Here is a 16,607-nt window from a genome sequence, read left to right on the forward strand (position 1 = left end):
CTCGATCAGCTCTTGGTCGAGAAGCGGTAGCCAGTGCCCCGGACGGTTTGTACCAGATTTTCGTAGGCTTCACCCAGTGCCTTGCGCAGGCGACGGATGTGCACGTCGACGGTGCGCTCCTCGACATACACGTTGCCGCCCCACACCTGGTCGAGCAGCTGGCCGCGGGTGTAGGCACGCTCCTGGTGAGTCATGAAGAACTGCAGCAGGCGGTATTCGGTGGGGCCCATCTCGGCTGGTTTGCCGTCGATGGTCACGCGGTGGCTGATCGGGTCGAGCAGCAGGCCGCCGACTTCGATCGGCGCTTCGCTGTCGCTCGGGCCGGTGCGACGCAGCACGGCCTTCAGGCGGGCGACCAGCTCGCGGGGCGAGAACGGCTTGGTGATGTAGTCGTCGGCGCCGACTTCCAGGCCCTGGATCTTGTTGTCCTCTTCACCCTTGGCGGTGAGCATGATGATCGGAATGTCGCCGGTCAGCTCGTCGCGCTTGAGGCGGCGTGCCAGCTCGATGCCGGAGGTGCCAGGGAGCATCCAGTCGAGCAGGATCAGGTCCGGTTTGCGGTCGACGATGATCGCGTGGGCCTGCTGGGAATTCTCCGCTTCGAGGCAGTCATAGCCGGCCATTTCCAAGGCAACGGCGATCATCTCGCGAATAGGTGCTTCGTCGTCGACGATCAGAATGTTTCTGCCAACCATGCTCAAAACCTCTCCCAGGAATCGTGTCTTGGCCCGCATTAGATAACGGAATTATTGCAGCTGTGTGACAGGGCGTTGGCCGTTCTGGCGACATTCCATGACTGGGCTAGGCTTCACAGGGCCGCCACGGCGGTAAACAGAATGCAAATCCACCCCCGAATTCATGGTGATTCCAATGACACGACACACGCTGAGCTGGATGGCCCTTTTCGCTGCACTGGCGCTGCCGGGGGTGGCGTCCGCCCACCATGCCATGGAAAAAGACGGCATGTGGGTCGATCACAAAGGCATGACCTTGTACACCTTCGACAAGGATGCCGGTGGCAAGTCGATGTGCAACGGTGATTGTGCGATGAACTGGCCGCCACTGATGGTCGAGAAGGGCGAGAAGGCTGAAGGCAAGTGGACGCAGATCAAGCGTGACGACGGCAAGATGCAGTGGGCCTATGACGGCAAGCCGCTGTACACCTTCGTCAAGGACAAGAAAGCCGGTGACATGACCGGTGACGGCATGAAGGACGTCTGGCACGTCGCCAAGCCGTAAGAACGCCGTCTGACCCTGTGGGAGCGGGTTCACCCGCGAATGCGATGGTGGCTGCACCGCAGCATTCGCGGGTGAACCCGCTCCCACAGGGGAGGCAAGTGTCAGCGCATGGCGTAATCCAGCACCACCCCGATGAACACCAGCAACCCCGCCCAGTGATTGTGCAGAAACGCCTTGAAGCACGACTCGCGGTCCAGTTTGCGCGTCGACCAGTATTCCCAGGCAAAGCACACCGCAGCCCCCAGCAAGCCCAGGTGGAACCAGCCACCCAGCTCGAAGCGGCTACCCGCCAGCAGCAGGCAGCCCAGCGACAGCATCTGCAAGGTCAGAATGATCGCCCGGTCCGCCTCGCCGAACAGGATCGCAGTCGATTTCACCCCGATCTTCAGGTCGTCATCGCGGTCGACCATGGCGTAATAGGTGTCGTAACCCACCGTCCACAGCAGGTTGGCGATGTACAGCAGCCAGGCACTGGCCGGCAGCTCGCCGCCGGCGGCAGTGAAGGCCATGGGAATGCCCCAGGAATACGCCGCACCCAGCACCACCTGCGGGTAGTAGGTGTAGCGCTTCATGAACGGGTAGCAGGACGCCAGCGCCACCGCGCCGAACGACAGCCACACGGTCCGGCTGTTGGTGCACAGCACCAGCAGAAAACTGACGCCGACCAGGATGGCGAACAACGCCAGCGCCTCGCGCGGTCCGACCCGGCCACTGGCAAGCGGGCGGTCGGCGGTACGTTTGACGTGGCCATCGACCTTGCGGTCGGCGAAATCGTTGATGCAGCAGCCGGCGGCGCGCATCAGCACCACGCCCAGGCCGAAGATCAGCACGTTGGCCAGGGTCGGCGAGCCGTGCCCGGCGATCCAGACCGCTGCCAGAGTCGGCCACAGCAGCAGATAGATGCCGATCGGCCGGTCCATGCGGCTGAGCTGGACGAAGTCCCAGGCCCGAGGGTGCAGGCGGTTGAGCGACTTGAGCAGTTGCAGGTACATCAGCGGTTTTCCTCCTTGGCCGCTTGCCACAGGGTAGGCAGGAAAACCTCGGCCACCAGCAGGTCGAGACCGTCGCGGGCGAAGCGTGAGCGCCGCCCCCACAGTGCGTCTTGCGCGGCATTGGCCGGCAGCCAGGCCTGTGGATAACGGCACACCTCGATCGGGTGGCGGATGAACGCCTGGTCGCAGAACAGCAACTCGCCCAGCGAGCGGCTGCCCAGGGTTTCCAGGTCCAGGCCACCTCGTTCCAGGGCGCTGCGGCTGGCCACGCTGCGGGCGAATACCCAAGGCTCCCCATGCCCGCGCAGGAACACCTCGCGCACCCAGCCTTCGGCGCCCGGTGCGATGTTCAGGGCCAGGCATTCATCTTCGCGCAGCGGTTGCCAGCCTTCGAACAGGGGGGTGACACTGAAGTGGTCCCGGGACAGCCGGGTGAGGCGGCGAGTCAGGGAGCCTTCGTCGAACAGCCAGTCCAGGGTTGGCTGGTCGATTTCAGTGGCCAGCTGTGAATACGGCAGCCACGCGACAGCGGCTGCTTGCGGGGATTCGTACGACACGTCGGTATGCTTGATGACAGCCAGAGAGGCGGCGAGCTTAGCATGATTGCCCTCACTGCTTGCATAATGCCGGGCTACAACAAAGCCTGAGCAACACCGAGGAAGAAGACCTGATGAAAAAGTGGCAGTGTATTGTCTGTGGCCTGATCTACGACGAAGCCGAAGGTTGGCCGGACGACGGCATCCCACCGGGTACCCGCTGGGAAGATGTGCCGGCAGACTGGCTGTGCCCTGACTGCGGCGTGGGCAAGAGCGACTTCGAAATGATCGCCATTGGCTGAAAAAGGAATGCAGCGCATGACGTCCCCCGTGGTAATTATCGGTACCGGCCTGGCCGGCTATAACCTGGCCCGTGAATTTCGCAAGCTCGATGGCGACACGCCGCTGCTGCTGATTACCGCCGATGACGGCCGCTCCTATTCCAAGCCCATGCTTTCCACCGGCTTTGCCAAACACAAGGATGCCGATGGCCTGTGCATGGCCGAACCTGGCGTGATGGCCGAGCAGCTCAAGGCCGAGATCCGCACCCATACCCGCATCAGCGGCATCGATCCGGGCCACAAGCGCCTGTGGGTCGGGGAAGAGGCGATCGAGTATCGCGACCTGGTGCTGGCCTGGGGCGCGCAGACCGTGCAGGTGCCGGTCGAAGGCGAGGGTGCCGAGCGAGTGTTCCCGATCAACGACCTGGAAGACTATGCGCGTTTCCGTGCCGCTGCCGCGGGCAAGCAACGTGTGCTGATTCTCGGCGCCGGCCTGATCGGCTGCGAATTTGCCAACGACATTCGCCTGGGCGGCTTCCAGGTCGATGTGGTGGCGCCTTGCGAACAGGTCATGCCGACCTTGCTGCACCCGGCTGCCGCCGCTGCCGTGCAAGGCGGCCTGGAAGGGCTGGGCGTGCGTTTTCACCTCGGCCCGGTGCTGACCCGCTTGCAACAGGCGGGTGAAGGGCTAGAGGCACACCTGTCCGATGGGCAAGTGATCGCCTGCGATCTGGTGGTGTCGGCCATCGGCCTGCGTCCACGAACCGACCTCGCCGCCGCCGCCGGGTTGCAGACCAACCGCGGCGTGGTGGTTGACCGCCAGCTGCGCACCTCGCACAGCAACATCTTCGCCCTGGGCGACTGCGCCGAAGTCGACGGCATCAACCTGCTGTATGTGATGCCCTTGATGGCCTGCGCCCGTGCCTTGGCGCAGACCCTGGCCGGCAACCCGACCCAGGTCAGCTACGGGCCGATGCCGATCACCGTGAAGACCCCGGCGTGCCCGCTGGTGGTCTCACCGCCGCCAGCAGGCCGCGAAGGCAACTGGCAGGTCGAAGGGCAGGGCAGCGACCTGAAAGTGCTCTGCCACGCCGCCGACGGGCAGTTGCTCGGCTATGCCCTGACCGGCAGCGCGGTCATGGAAAAACTCGCGCTGAATCGGCAGTTACCCGCCCTGATGGCGTGAATAGCGGGCGTTCTGTCGGATTTATCCTGTTGTTGCCAGCACAATGGCCGCCCTGATACTGGCGCGGCCTCGGTGGGCGTGCCATTCTCACTTCCGTCTGCCGCAGATTAGAGCCTGCGGTGCCTTGAACGCTGCTTCAATGGCAGCACGGCATAACAACAAGAAATCCCGTCAAAGAGGCTTCACTATGCGTAAACCAGAACTCGCCGCTGTCATCGCCGAAAAGGCCGACCTGACCAAGGAAAAGGCCAACCAGGTGCTGAACGCCATTCTCGACAGCATCACCGGTGCCCTGGACAAGGACACGGTCACCCTGGTCGGTTTCGGGACCTTTGAAAAACGTCATCGTGGTGCCCGCACTGGCAAGAACCCGCAAACCGGTCAGCCGGTGAAGATCAAGGCCAGCAACACCGTTGCCTTCAAGCCTGGCAAGAACCTGCGCGACAGCGTCAACGCACCCGCCAAGCCAGCCAAGAAAAAGTGATCGACTGCTGACCCCAGTGTCATCCAAGCGGGCGCCCCAGGGCGCCCGTTATGCATTCTGGAGGGGAAGTGTTGCGAACTTGCGTAAATAGTTCAGGAAAAGGATAAACTGCGCGCTTCAGTCATTTTTCATTCGAGGCGCGTTGATGAAGTTTCGCTTTCTTCTCTGGGCCATGGGGCTGCTGATGGCCAGGGCCAGCCGCAACAACCCGGCGTTCCAGCAGCAACTCAAGGGCAAGGACCTGGTGTTCCAGATGCAGACGCTGGACGGCAAGGTGGCGCGGCACTTCATCGTCAGCGGCGAGCGCATCAGCAGCAAGGGAGGCAGCCATCCGCAGCCGGCCTTTGCCATTGCCTTCAAGGATGCGGCTTACGGCTTTGCCACGATGCAGGCAGGCAACAAACAGCTGGCGTTCATGCAGGGCATTCAGGACAAGCACATCCAGATCAAGGGCAATCCGGCGCTGGTGATGTGGTTCCAGGGGCTGATGAAGTACCTGAAACCAAAGAAGAAAGGCTGATGCATTCCCTGGGTTGATCCGCGACTTTGTGGGAGCGGGCTTGCCCGCGAACACCGGCGCAGCCGGTGCCATGCACCGCTATATCCGCTTCGCGGGCGAGCCCGCTCCCACAGGTTAGTCGGCCGCCTTAATGCGGGGCGTTGAGCTGCGAAGCCAGGTCCCGCAGCAAGGCTTCGGCCTCGAGCACCTTGTTCACCACGTCCTCGGCCTTGTCCCGGGTGATCCCCAGACGCTCCAGCAGCTCATCCGGAATCTGCTCCTGTGGCCCCGAGCCAATGCCCCGCGAGCGCAGCAGGCGGGTCGCCAGGCACACCAGGTTGGGGTAGGCCGAAAACTCGCCGTCATACGCGGGGTCATGCTGGAAGCGCAGCGCAGTCGAGAGTTCTTCAGGCATGTCCCACAGCTTCATCAGCCAGGCGCCGATCTGCTCGCGGCTGATGCCCAGCAGGTGCTGTTCCACGTAGGTGTGGCACAGGTGCGGGTTGACCTCCAGATGGCGGCAGATCAGCGAGAAGTGCGGCGGGAATACGTGCGCCAGCAGCAGGTAGCCGAAGTTGTGCAGCAGCCCGGCCAGGTAGGTCAGGCCGGCCTCCGGGCGTTCGGCGCGCGGCATGGCGCGGGTCAGGCCTTCGATGATGGCGGCGGTGTAGATCGACTGCTGCCAGTACGGCGTGGCTTGCTGCGGATGGTCCTTGGGCAGGCTCAGGGTCTTGCCCAGCGCCAGGCCCAGGGCCAGGTTGATCACCAGGTCGAAGCCCAGTACGCGGACGATGGCGTCCTCCACCGAGCGGATCTTGCCGGGTGAGGCGTAGTAGGGCGAAGCGGCCCAGCTGACCACCTGGGCGGCCAGGGCCGGGTCGGTTTCGACCACGCCGGTGATGTCGTCGATGCTGGCGTTGGGGTCGACCCGCAGCTTGATGATCTTCTGCGCGGTGTCGGCCAGTGGCGGGATCTCGATGGTCTCTTCCAGGCGTTTCTGGATGCGCCGGGCCGTAAAGGCCTGGACCGCCAGGGTGATTTCCTTGGGGTCGTCATCCGGGCGATCGAGGTTGGGGCGAATGTCGCGCACAGGCTGGCCGAAACTGCCGGCGCTGGCCTTGGCGAGCATGCGCTTGAAATCATCACGGTGCACCTTCAGCAGCAGGCCGGCTTCGCCGGACTGGATAAGCAGGTGTTCGGCCTCGAGCAGCTTGCCTTCGTACAGGCAGGGCGAGCTGGTCAGCGCCGGAATGGCCGGCAAGGCCTTCAGCTGGTGCTTGTCGAGCATCTGCCTGAGGCGTGGCAACGGCACTGCCTTGAGCTTGCGGCCGGTCAGCTCTTCGAGGCGATTGAGGTCCAGTAGCTTGCTCTGCGGGAACAGCACCAGCAAAGCGCCAATTTCGTCATCGAGCAGGATCGCCTGTACCCGCGACGCGGCTGGCAGCTCTGGATGTTCCGCTACCTCTTCAAAGGCCACGTGCAGTTTTTCGAGCAACAGCCGGATGACAGACGGTGCGTGGGGGGTTGCGGTGTCCAGGGCAACTTCAGTCATGGTCTGTATCCACAAATTCTTTTAAATGCGAAGTATAACCAGTCTGTTGGCAAGACTGGATCCATTCTGGGACTGTCGTCACACTTGGCCATATTGCTGGCCGTGGCGCAGCCATCGATCGAGCAGCGGGCTGACATGATCCGGCCAGCGTGCCAGCAGTGCCTGTGCCGCGTCGCGTACGGCGGGCAGCAGGTCGGCATCGCGCATCAGGTCGGCGACCTTGAACTGCAACAGGCCGGTCTGACGCGTGCCAAGCATCTCGCCCGGGCCACGCAACTCCAGGTCTTTCTCCGCGATGATGAAGCCATCGTTGGTTTCCCGCATGATACCCAGGCGTTCCCGGCCGATCTGCGACAGCGGTGGGTGATACAGCAGCACGCAGTGGCTTACCGCGCTGCCCCGGCCAACCCGGCCACGCAGCTGGTGCAGCTGGGCCAGGCCCAGGCGCTCGGGGTTCTCGATGATCATCAGGCTGGCGTTGGGCACATCCACGCCGACCTCGATCACCGTGGTGGCGACCAGCAGTTGCAGGTTGCCTTGCTTGAACTCGGCCATGACCTCGGCCTTTTCGGCAGGCTTCATGCGGCCGTGGATCAGGCCCACGCGCAGTTCGCCAAGTGCGCTGCCCAGCTCCTCGAAGGTGCTCTCGGCCGCCTGGCAGGTCAGTTCTTCGGATTCTTCGATCAGCGTGCACACCCAGTAGGCCTGGCGCCCCTCGGCGCAGGCAGCGCGGACCCGCTCGACCACTTCGAAGCGACGGCTGTCGGCGACCAGCACGGTGTTCACCGGCGTGCGCCCTGGTGGCAGCTCGTCGAGCACCGAGGTATCGAGGTCGGCATAGGCGCTCATGGCCAGGGTGCGCGGGATTGGCGTGGCGGTCATGATCAGCTGGTGCGGGCACAGTTCGCCGGCCACGCCTTTCTTGCGCAGGGCCAGGCGCTGCTGTACGCCGAAGCGGTGCTGCTCGTCGATGATCGCCAGGGCCAGGTGCTTGAAGCGGACTTCTTCCTGGAACAGCGCGTGGGTGCCGACCACCATGGGCGCGCCGCCGGCAATCTGCTCCAGGGCGCTGGCGCGGGCCTTGCCCTTGAGCTTGCCGGCCAGCCAGGCGACTTCGATGCCCAGCGGCTCCAGCCAGCGCTTGAAGGTGATGTAGTGCTGTTCGGCAAGGATCTCGGTAGGCGCCATCAGCGCCACCTGGTAGCCGGCTTCCAGGGCCTGCAGTGCGGCAAGGGCGGCGACCACGGTCTTGCCGGCACCGACATCGCCCTGCACCAGGCGCATCATGGGCTCGTGCTGGCTGAGGTCATAGGCGATTTCGTTGGCCACCCGCTGCTGCGCCCCGGTCGGCTGGAAACCCAGGTTGGCCAGGTATTGCGCCTGCAGGCGCCTGGCCTTGGGCAATACCGGCGCCCGCAGGCTGCGCAGGCTCTCGCGCAGGCGTTGCTGCGACAGCTGGTGGGTCAGCAGCTCTTCGAAGGCCAGGCGGTGCTGGGCCCAGTGCTGGCCTTCGGCGAGCTCGTCGAGGTCGGCATCGGCGGGCGGGTTGTGCAGGTAGCGGATGGCATCGTCCAACGGCGCCAGGTGGTAGTCGCGGGCCAGCTCGTCGGGCAGCCAGTCTGGCAGGCTGCGCGGGCCGAGCATGCCCAGGCTCTGCTGGCAGAGCAGGCGCAGGCGCTGCTGGGTGAGGCCTTCGGTGGAGGGGTAGATCGGCGTCAGTGTCTGTTCGACCGGTGGCGCGGGCTCGTCGCCATTGAGCGCTCGGTACTCCGGGTGGTAGATCTCCAGGCCCGAGGCGCCGGGGCGGGCTTCGCCGTAGCAGCGCAGGTGGGTGCCACGCTTGAGGCCTTCCTTCTGCGCATTGCTGAAATGATAGAAACGCAGGCTCAGCACGCCGGTGCCGTCACCCAGGCGCACCACCAGGCTGCGGCGCTTGCCCATGGTCACGTCGGCACCGCTGACCACGCCCTCGATCACCGCGTCCTGGCCCGGGCGCAGCTGGCCGATCGGTACCACACGGGTGCGATCCTGGTAGCGCAGGGGCAGGTGGAACAGCACGTCCTGGAGGTTCTCCAGGCCGACCTTGGCGAGCTTCTCCGCCATGGCATCGCCTACGCCCTTGAGCGCCGTGACCGAGACCTTCGACAGCTCAGTCATGGATCAGGCCGTTTGTTCCACGGCCGGCTTGGCCACCGAGCAGAGGCGGATCGAGTCGGCAAGGATCTCGATCGCCTTCGGCCGCGGGAAGCTGGCGCGCCAGGCAATGGCCACGGTGCGGAACGGTGCAGGCGGGGTCAGCGGCCGCACTTCGATCACCCCTGGCGCATAGTGATGGCTGTGTACGGCCGACAGCGGCAGGATCGACACACCCAGGCCGGACGCGACCATGTGGCGGATGGTTTCCAGCGAGCTGGATTCGACCGTGGTGTGCTTGGAGCCTTCGCCACCTTTGTTCAGCGTCGGGCAGGCTTCCAGCACCTGGTCACGGAAGCAGTGGCCCTCGCCGAGCAGCAGCAGGCTCTTGTCATTGAGCATGGCGGTGTCGATGGTCTTCTTCGCCGTCCACGGGTGGTCGGCCGGCATCAACGCACAGAAGGGCTCGTCGTACAGCGGCAGGGTCAGCACGTCGGCTTCGTTGAACGGCAAGGCGATGATCACCGCGTCCAGTTCGCCGTTGCGCAGTTTTTCGCGCAGCACATGGGTGAAGTTTTCTTCGATGTACAGCGGCATCTGCGGCGCCACCCGATGCAACTGCGGGATCAGGTGCGGGAACAGATACGGGCCGACGGTATAGATGGCGCCGACCTTGAGCGGGGCGGTCAGCTGGTTCTTGCCGGCCTGGGCCAGTTCGCGAATGCCCTGGGCCTGCTCCAGCACCTTCTGCGCCTGGGCCACGATGCTTTCACCGACCGGGGTCAGGCGCACCGCGCTCTTGCTGCGCTCGAAGATCAACACGCCAAGCTCGTCCTCAAGCTTCTTCACCCCGACCGACAGGGTCGGCTGGCTGACGTGGCAGCGCTCGGCAGCATGGCCGAAGTGCTGCTCCTGGGCGAGCGTGACGATGTAGCGTAATTCTGTGAGGGTCATAACGTGCGTCCATGAAGTTGCGGGCCCAGCATAGCGGCTGCAATCGATAGACGCACGTTATCAGACTTGCCGATTTGTGACAGAAACAAAAGTATCAGCGACGGTCCAGCGAGTAGACGAACGGTGCCACTACTTCGATCGTGCCATTGGTCAGCAACTCGGCTGGCGGCTTGGGTACCGTGCCGGCGCGGCGGATCATTTCCATGGTCGCACGGTCCAGGGCCGCACTGCCGGAGCCGCCTGCCATGGAGTACGACACCACCTTGCCTTCGGCGTCGACCACGAAGCGCAGACGGTTGATGCCTTGCAGGCCACGACGGCGAGCGTCCTCGGGGTAGCGCTTGTACTTCGCCAGGTGGCGCAGCAGGTCGCTCTGCCAGGTGGGCAGCGCCTGGCTGTTGGCGGCGATGCTTGGCGCCGGTGCCGCCGACTTCTGCGGTGGCGTGTTGCTTGGCGGTGTGTCGGCTACCTGTTCCTTGGCCGGCTCATCCTTCGGCGGCTCAGGCTTCTTCTCAGGCTTCGGTGGCTGAGGCTTGGGCTTCGGCTTGGGCGGCTTGGCGATGGCGATCTTCGGTTTTGGCGCCTCGACCAGCTTCGGCAGCGGCGGTTCTTCGACCGGTGCCGGTGGCTGTGGGGCGGCTTTCGGTGGTGGCGGCGGCGCGGGCTCGGGCAGGGGTGCCAGCTCGACCATCATGGCTGCCGGGGGCAGCTCGATGGCCTGAGGTACCGACCAGTTGAGCGTCAGCAGCACGGCGACCACGTGCACGCCCAGCACGATCGCCAGGCTGCCACCGTAGCGCGCCACGTTTGAGCGCGGTTTCGTCATTTCTTGGCTGCCGTCTCGAGACCTACCAGACCGACCTTGAGGTAGCCGGCCGCGCGCATGTTGTTCATCACTTCCATCAGGTCACCGTAATCCACGCCCTTGTCGGCCTGGAAGAAGATGGTGGTTTCCTTGTCGCCCTTGGTCTTGGCGTCGAGCATCGGGCCAAGCTGTTCAGGGGTCGCTACCTGATCGTCGCCGACATACAGCTTCTGGTCGGCCTTGACGCTGACGAACACCGGTTTCTCGGGCCTCGGTGCCGGCTTGGCAGTCGAGGCCGGCAGGTCGACCTTGATGTCGACCGTGGCCAGCGGGGCTGCGACCATGAAGATGATCAGCAGCACCAGCATCACGTCGATGAACGGCGTAACGTTGATTTCGTGGTTCTCGGCGAGGTCGTCGCCACCTTCGTTGAGATGCAGGCCCATGGTTTACCCCACTTTCACCATGTGCGGGGCGGCGCGGTCGCTGCCCTGGTGGTCCAGGTCACGGCTGACCAGCAGCAGTACCTGGGCGGAGGCGTCGGACACCTGTGCCTTGTAACCGGCAATGGAGCGGGCGAAGACGTTGTAGATGACCACGGCCGGGATTGCCGCGACCAGGCCCAGGGCGGTGGCCAGCAGGGCTTCGGCGATGCCCGGGGCGACCACGGCCAGGTTGGTGGTCTGGGTCTTGGCGATGCCGATGAAGCTGTTCATGATGCCCCATACGGTACCGAACAGGCCCACGAACGGTGCGGTGGAGCCGATGGTGGCAAGCACGCCGGTGCCGCTGCTCATGGTGCGGCCGCTGGCGGCCACCAGGCGCTCCAGGCGGAAGCTGACGCGTTCCTTGATGCCTTCTTTCTCACGGGCGTTGGCCGACAGGCGCATCTCTTCGAGGGCATCGTGGACCAGGGTGTGGGCCAGGGTGCCTTCTTTATTGGAGACGGCGCTGGCTTCCTTCAGGCTTACCGACTGCTTCAGCGCGGCGATTTCGCCACGCAGGCGGCGCTTGGCACCCATCAGCTCGAAGCCCTTGGCGATCCAGATGGTCCAGGTGATGATCGAGGCGATGGCCAGGCCGATCATCACGATTTTCACGACGATGTCGGCGTTCTTGTACATGCCCCACGGGGACAGGTCGTGGGCCATGCCCAGCGAGGTGTCTTCAACCAGTTCCTGAACGGCCGGGTCGGTGGCAGCAGGTGCATCGACCGGGGTAGCGGCCTGGCCTTCGGCAGCAGCCGGAGCCGGGGAGGCCGGGGCGGCTGCAGCAGCCGGGGTGGCGGCTTGGGCAGCAGGCTCATCGGCCATGGCCATCGGGGCCAGCACCAGGCTGAACATCAGCGCGGCGATGGCGCGCCAGGCGCGCGACGGGTTTGGCGAAGCGGAAGGTTGAGTACGTGTCATGCTGGCCGGACCTGATGAAGAAGAAAGTGAGCGTTCTCCAAGGCCTCGAGATAGGCCGAGAACAGATAGGGGTGCCATTATTGCAAGTAATTCTTGTTAACAAAAGTAATCTTGTTGCTTTTTTCACCTATGGTCTAGCCGCCTATCGTGTAATACGGCTAGCCTGATCCTTTGGTCTAGGGAGTTTTGTGATGTCAGACCTTTCCGCAATTATCGTGGGATGTGGTGATGTAGGCGGCCGTTTGGCCCGCCAGCTGCTGGCCAAAGGCTGGCAAGTCAGCGGCTTGCGTCGCTCGGTCGGGCAGCTGCCCGAGGGGGTCGCGCCCATCGCTGCCGAGCTGTCCGACCCTGCCATCCCGCAAGCCTGGCCGCAGCGCTCGCCGGACTATCTGGTGTATTGCGTAGCCGCCAGCCAGCATGACGAGGCGGGCTATCAGGCCGCTTACGTCGACGGCTTGCGCCACGTGCTGGCGTGGCTTGCCGAGCGCGGCCAGCGCCCGCGGCGCTTGCTGTTCGTCTCCAGCAGCAGCGTGTTCGCGCAAAAGGATGGCGAATGGATCGACGAAACCGCCGTCACCGAGCCTGAAGGTTATTCCGGGAAGGTGATGCTGGAGGCCGAAAGGTTGGCGCTGGCGAGCGGCTTACCTGCCAGCGTGATTCGCCTGACCGGCATCTACGGCCCAGGTCGCGAGTGGCTGCTGAGCCAGGTGCGACAAGGCTATCGGGTGGCCGAGGAGCCGCCGCTGTATGGCAACCGGATTCATGCCGAGGATGCTGCAAGCCTGATGGCGTACCTGCTGCAGGCCGATGCCGATGGCGTGGCGCTGGAGGATTGCTACATCGGCGTCGATGACGATCCGGCGCCGCTGGCCGACGTGGTGGCCTGGCTGCGGGCGTACATGGGCGTTAGCGAGTGGTCCGAAGACCAGCGGGTGCGGCGTACCGGCAGCAAGCGTTGCAGCAATGCACGGGTGCGGGCGTTGGGTTGGGCGCCGGCGTATCCGAGCTACAAGGAAGGCTATGCGGCCATCTTGGAAGGCAAGCACTGATCCATAGGCCCGCGCGGTGATCTTCTGTGGGAGCGGGTTTACCCGCGAAGAAGACACCGCGGTGTATGGCACGGGCTTCGCCCGTGTTCGCGGGCAAGCCCGCTCCTACAAGTACAGCGTACGCCTGGGGGCGGGCTTCAGTCGCGCTCCAGCACCCACTGCTGAGTACCCGCCGCCAATTGCGGAATCTCGTCTGCCTGGGCAGTGTTCACCGCCTGGAAGATCGCCAGCTTGTCGCCATCACGCTTGAAGATGAACGGCGCGCCGCGCTGGTTGCGCTCAAGCCACAGGCTGTCGTTGTTGCCACCCATGCTGGCGCAGTCGCCGGCCAGGCACAGGGCGAAACGGTCAGGGCCTGGCAGGCCGGTGACGTTGCCGGTATCGCTGAAGCGTACGGTGCCGCCTTTGCCCTGGCCTTCGATGATCTTCCAGTCGCCACCGAGGTACGCCTGGTACAGCGCCTTCTCGAAGCTACCGCCCAATGGCGCGTTGCCGGGCTGCTTGGCGCGTACAAAGGTCTGCTCGGCACCGCTCTGGGTGGTGGCTTTCAGTTCATCGCCATCAAGTTCGAGCTGTTCGGTCTGGCCGCCTTCGAAGCTGGCCTGCCATTGTTTCTGGTTGGCGCTCAGCTGGCCGTCGGCCGCTTCGAAGCCATTGCTGAAGCTGGCCTGCTGGTGGGCGACATCGAGCTTCCACTCGAACACCGGGCCATGCTCGTTCAGGGCCTGGCGCAGGCTGCCGCCTTTGCTGGCGGCCTTGATGGCAGCCTGGTTGATCCAGGTGCCGTTGAAATCTTCGGGTTTGTGGCTGGCGCAGCCGCCCAGAAGCAGGGCTGCCAGCGCGAGGGGCAGTGCTTGACGCATGACGGGATAACCTTGCAGAGGAGGGTGACGGGCAGGGCGCCCGTCACCAGGGGCATCATTCGATGACCAGGATGGCGTCCATTTCGACCTGGGCGCCTTTTGGCAGCGCGGCGACGCCGATGGCGGCGCGGGCTGGGTATGGCTGTTCGAAGTAGCGGCCCATCACCTCGTTGACCTTGGCGAAGTGGCTCAGGTCGGTGAGGAAGATGTTCAGCTTGACGATGTCCTTGAACGAACCGCCAGCGGCTTCAGCCACGGACTTGAGGTTCTCGAACACCTGTACGGTCTGGGCTTCGAAGCCTTCGACCAGCTCCATGGTCTTCGGGTCCAGCGGGATCTGGCCCGACATGTAGACGGTGTTGCCGGCCTTGATCGCCTGGGAGTAGGTGCCGATAGCGGCAGGGGCCTTGTCGCTGTTGATGACGGTCTTGCTCATGATGACTCCTTGCGGTTGGCGGACTACGTACGCATGCGGGTGATGCGGACCACGCCGGTCAAGGTACGCAGCTTCTTGATCACACGCGCCAGGTGCACACGGTCGTGCACGCTGACCACCAGTTGGACCACGCTGATACGGCCGTCGCGTTCGTCCATGCTGATCTTCTCGATGTTACCGTCGGCAGCGTTGACGCTGCTGGCCAGCAAGGCGATCAGGCCGCGCTGGTGTTCAAGCTCGACACGCAGCTCGACGTTGAATTCGCCAGCGATGTCCTTGGCCCAGGAGAGCTGCACGCACTTCTCCGGGTTGTGGCGGATTTCGCTGATGTTGCGGCAGTTTTCCAGGTGCACGACCATGCCCTTGCCCGCTGACAGGTGGCCGACGATCGGGTCGCCCGGGATCGGTGTGCAGCACTTGGCGTAGCTCAGCACCAGGCCTTCGGTACCGCGGATCGCCAGCGGGCCTTCCGGCGCCGGCAGCTGTTCGCCTTCGGCCGACAACAGGCGGCGGGCGACCACGTAGGCCATGCGGTTGCCCAGGCCGATGTCTTCGAGCAGGTCCTCGATGAGCTCCAGGCGGTACTCGGCGAGAATGCCCTGGATACGTTCCTGCGGGATCTTCTCCAGGCTGCTGTCGAAGCCGGTCAGCACCTTGTTCAACAGGCGCTCGCCAAGGCTGATCGACTCGGAGCGGCGCTGCTGCTTGAGGGCGTGGCGAATGTGCGTACGTGCCTTGCCGGTGACCACGAAGTTGAGCCAGGCCGGGTTCGGCCGAGCGCCCGGGGCGCTGACGATCTCCACCGTCGAGCCGCTCTGCAGCGGTTCGGACAGTGGTGCCAGGCGGCGGTTGATACGGCAGGCAATGCAGCTGTTGCCGACGTCGGTGTGCACCGCATAGGCGAAGTCGACGGCGGTGGAGCCTTTGGGCAGCTCCATGATCCGGCCCTTGGGCGTGAACACGTAGACCTCGTCCGGGAACAGGTCGATCTTCACGCTTTCGATGAATTCCAGCGAGTTGCCAGCGCGCTGCTGCAGCTCGAGGATGCCCTTGACCCACTGACGCGCCCGGGCATGGCTGCCCTTGGGCTGCTCGTCCTCGTTGGACTTGTACAGCCAGTGCGCGGCGATGCCGTTGTTGGCCATCTCTTCCATCTCGCGGGTGCGGATCTGGATTTCGATGGGCACGCCGTGCATGCCGAACAGCGTGGTGTGCAACGACTGGTAGCCGTTGGCCTTGGGGATCGCGATGTAATCCTTGAAGCGGCCGGGCAGCGGTTTGTACAGGTTGTGCACGGCGCCGAGCACGCGGTAGCAGGTGTCGACCTTGTCGACGATGATGCGGAAGGCGTACACGTCCATGATCTCGTTGAAGGCGCGGCGCTTGCCACGCATCTTCTTGTAGATGCCATAGAGGTGTTTCTGCCGGCCGCTGACCTCGCCCTCGATGCCGTCGGCGGCCAGGCAGTTGGCCAGCGAGTGCTCGATCTTGGCGACGATCTCTTTACGGTTGCCACGTGCGCTCTTCACCGCCCGGTGGATCAGCGACGAACGCATCGGGTGCATGGCCTTGAAGCCAAGGTCCTCGAACTCCACGCGCACGGTGTGCATGCCCAGGCGGTTGGCGATGGGGGCGTAGATCTCGAGGGTTTCCTTGGCGATGCGCCGGCGTTTTTCGCCCGACAGCACTTCCAGGGTGCGCATGTTGTGCAGGCGGTCGGCCAGCTTGACCAGGATCACGCGAATATCGCGGGCCATGGCCATGGCCATCTTCTGGAAGTTTTCGGCCTGCGCCTCGGCCTTGGTCTCGAAGTTCATCTGGGTCAGCTTGCTGACCCCGTCGACCAGTTCGGCCACGGTCTCGCCAAACTGCTGGCAGAGGGCTTCCTTGGCGATGCCGGTGTCTTCGATCACGTCGTGCAGCATGGCCGCCATCAGGCTCTGATGGTCCATGTGCATGTCAGCGAGGATGCTGGCCACTGCCAGCGGATGGGTCACGTAGGGCTCGCCGCTGCGGCGGCGCTGCCCGTCGTGTGCCTGTTCGGCGTAGAAATAGGCACGGCGAACCAGGTTGACCTGTTCGGGGCCCAGGTAGGTCGACAGCCGTTCGGCTAAGGCTTCTATGCCCGGCATGGTTTCACCTCTTGCCGAGGAAGAGGGCCTTGTGCCGCGCGACGTCGACAGGGCATC

The 16,607-nt window shown here is 64.2% G+C and carries 18 protein-coding genes; 6 read left to right on the forward strand and 12 right to left on the reverse strand.

Annotated elements, in window-relative coordinates:
- Positions 1-5 precede the first annotated feature (5 nt).
- On the reverse strand, positions 6-695 hold the full coding sequence (gene phoB, locus CAF78_RS17505; RefSeq protein WP_003253341.1) for a phosphate regulon transcriptional regulator PhoB: 690 nt from the start codon (positions 693-695) through the stop codon (positions 6-8).
- Positions 696-870: 175 nt separating this feature from the next.
- Here phoB and CAF78_RS17510 point away from each other — a divergent pair, with 175 nt between their 5' ends.
- Complete coding sequence (locus CAF78_RS17510; protein ID WP_085676500.1) at positions 871-1,239, forward strand: hypothetical protein; 369 nt, start codon at positions 871-873, stop codon at positions 1,237-1,239.
- A gap of 101 nt (positions 1,240-1,340) precedes the next feature.
- On the opposite strand, the gene ubiA is transcribed toward CAF78_RS17510, so the two are convergent.
- Positions 1,341-2,231 carry a 4-hydroxybenzoate octaprenyltransferase gene (gene ubiA / locus CAF78_RS17515; protein ID WP_085676499.1) on the reverse strand — a complete coding sequence of 297 codons (891 nt, stop codon included), beginning with the start codon at positions 2,229-2,231 and terminating at the stop codon, positions 1,341-1,343.
- Positions 2,231-2,788 (reverse strand): chorismate lyase, encoded by a 558-nt coding sequence (locus CAF78_RS17520; RefSeq protein ID WP_085676498.1) that lies wholly within the window; start codon positions 2,786-2,788, stop codon positions 2,231-2,233. Before CAF78_RS17520 ends, ubiA begins: the two co-directional genes overlap by 1 nt.
- A 113-nt stretch (positions 2,789-2,901) precedes the next feature.
- Between CAF78_RS17520 and CAF78_RS17525 the strand changes: the two genes are divergently transcribed.
- The 4 genes from CAF78_RS17525 to CAF78_RS17540 all read left to right on the forward strand — a co-directional run bounded on the left by CAF78_RS17525 (position 2,902) and on the right by CAF78_RS17540 (position 5,238).
- A complete protein-coding gene (locus tag CAF78_RS17525; protein WP_054884848.1) occupies positions 2,902-3,069 on the forward strand; it encodes a rubredoxin in 168 nt (55 codons plus the stop codon).
- Positions 3,070-3,085: 16 nt separating this feature from the next.
- Positions 3,086-4,234, forward strand: coding sequence for an NAD(P)/FAD-dependent oxidoreductase (locus CAF78_RS17530; RefSeq protein ID WP_085676497.1), 1,149 nt, complete (start codon positions 3,086-3,088; stop codon positions 4,232-4,234).
- Between the two features lie 187 nt (positions 4,235-4,421).
- Entirely contained in the window at positions 4,422-4,718 is a 297-nt protein-coding gene (locus tag CAF78_RS17535) for an HU family DNA-binding protein (RefSeq protein WP_050707543.1), read from the forward strand.
- Between the two features lie 145 nt (positions 4,719-4,863).
- Positions 4,864-5,238, forward strand: coding sequence for a helicase (locus CAF78_RS17540; RefSeq protein ID WP_085676496.1), 375 nt, complete (start codon positions 4,864-4,866; stop codon positions 5,236-5,238).
- A gap of 127 nt (positions 5,239-5,365) precedes the next feature.
- Here CAF78_RS17540 and CAF78_RS17545 read toward each other — a convergent pair whose 3' ends face one another.
- The 6 genes from CAF78_RS17545 to exbB all read right to left on the reverse strand — a co-directional run bounded on the left by CAF78_RS17545 (position 5,366) and on the right by exbB (position 12,070).
- A complete protein-coding gene (locus CAF78_RS17545) occupies positions 5,366-6,769 on the reverse strand; it encodes an aminoacyl-tRNA deacylase and HDOD domain-containing protein (RefSeq protein ID WP_085676495.1) in 1,404 nt (467 codons plus the stop codon).
- A gap of 78 nt (positions 6,770-6,847) precedes the next feature.
- Positions 6,848-8,926, reverse strand: a complete 2,079-nt coding sequence (gene recG, locus CAF78_RS17550) for an ATP-dependent DNA helicase RecG (RefSeq protein WP_085676494.1) — start codon at positions 8,924-8,926, stop codon at positions 6,848-6,850.
- Positions 8,927-8,929: 3 nt separating this feature from the next.
- Positions 8,930-9,856, reverse strand: coding sequence for a hydrogen peroxide-inducible genes activator (locus CAF78_RS17555; RefSeq protein WP_085676493.1), 927 nt, complete (start codon positions 9,854-9,856; stop codon positions 8,930-8,932).
- A 94-nt stretch (positions 9,857-9,950) separates the two neighbouring features.
- Positions 9,951-10,682, reverse strand: coding sequence for an energy transducer TonB (locus tag CAF78_RS17560; protein WP_085676492.1), 732 nt, complete (start codon positions 10,680-10,682; stop codon positions 9,951-9,953).
- Entirely contained in the window at positions 10,679-11,107 is a 429-nt protein-coding gene (gene exbD, locus CAF78_RS17565; protein WP_085676491.1) for a TonB system transport protein ExbD, read from the reverse strand. Before exbD ends, CAF78_RS17560 begins: the two co-directional genes overlap by 4 nt.
- A gap of 3 nt (positions 11,108-11,110) precedes the next feature.
- A complete protein-coding gene (gene exbB / locus CAF78_RS17570; RefSeq protein ID WP_085676490.1) occupies positions 11,111-12,070 on the reverse strand; it encodes a tonB-system energizer ExbB in 960 nt (319 codons plus the stop codon).
- 191 nt (positions 12,071-12,261) lie between these two features.
- Between exbB and CAF78_RS17575 the strand changes: the two genes are divergently transcribed.
- Positions 12,262-13,119: an SDR family oxidoreductase gene (locus CAF78_RS17575; RefSeq protein ID WP_085676489.1), complete on the forward strand. Its 858-nt coding sequence runs from the start codon at positions 12,262-12,264 to the stop codon at positions 13,117-13,119.
- 137 nt (positions 13,120-13,256) lie between these two features.
- Here the strand turns inward: CAF78_RS17575 and CAF78_RS17585 are convergent, their stop codons facing one another.
- Genes CAF78_RS17585 through spoT form a run of 3 tightly spaced genes read right to left on the reverse strand, consistent with a single transcriptional unit; the run spans position 13,257 to position 16,550 of the window.
- A complete protein-coding gene (locus tag CAF78_RS17585) occupies positions 13,257-13,982 on the reverse strand; it encodes a hypothetical protein (protein WP_085676488.1) in 726 nt (241 codons plus the stop codon).
- Between the two features lie 55 nt (positions 13,983-14,037).
- Entirely contained in the window at positions 14,038-14,418 is a 381-nt protein-coding gene (locus CAF78_RS17590) for a RidA family protein (protein WP_043199829.1), read from the reverse strand.
- Positions 14,419-14,441: 23 nt separating this feature from the next.
- On the reverse strand, positions 14,442-16,550 hold the full coding sequence (gene spoT, locus CAF78_RS17595; protein ID WP_085676487.1) for a bifunctional GTP diphosphokinase/guanosine-3',5'-bis pyrophosphate 3'-pyrophosphohydrolase: 2,109 nt from the start codon (positions 16,548-16,550) through the stop codon (positions 14,442-14,444).
- Positions 16,551-16,607 lie beyond the last annotated feature (57 nt).

Source organism: Pseudomonas sp. R28(2017) (genome assembly GCF_002112505.1).
Taxonomy (GTDB): Bacteria; Pseudomonadota; Gammaproteobacteria; order Pseudomonadales; family Pseudomonadaceae; genus Aquipseudomonas.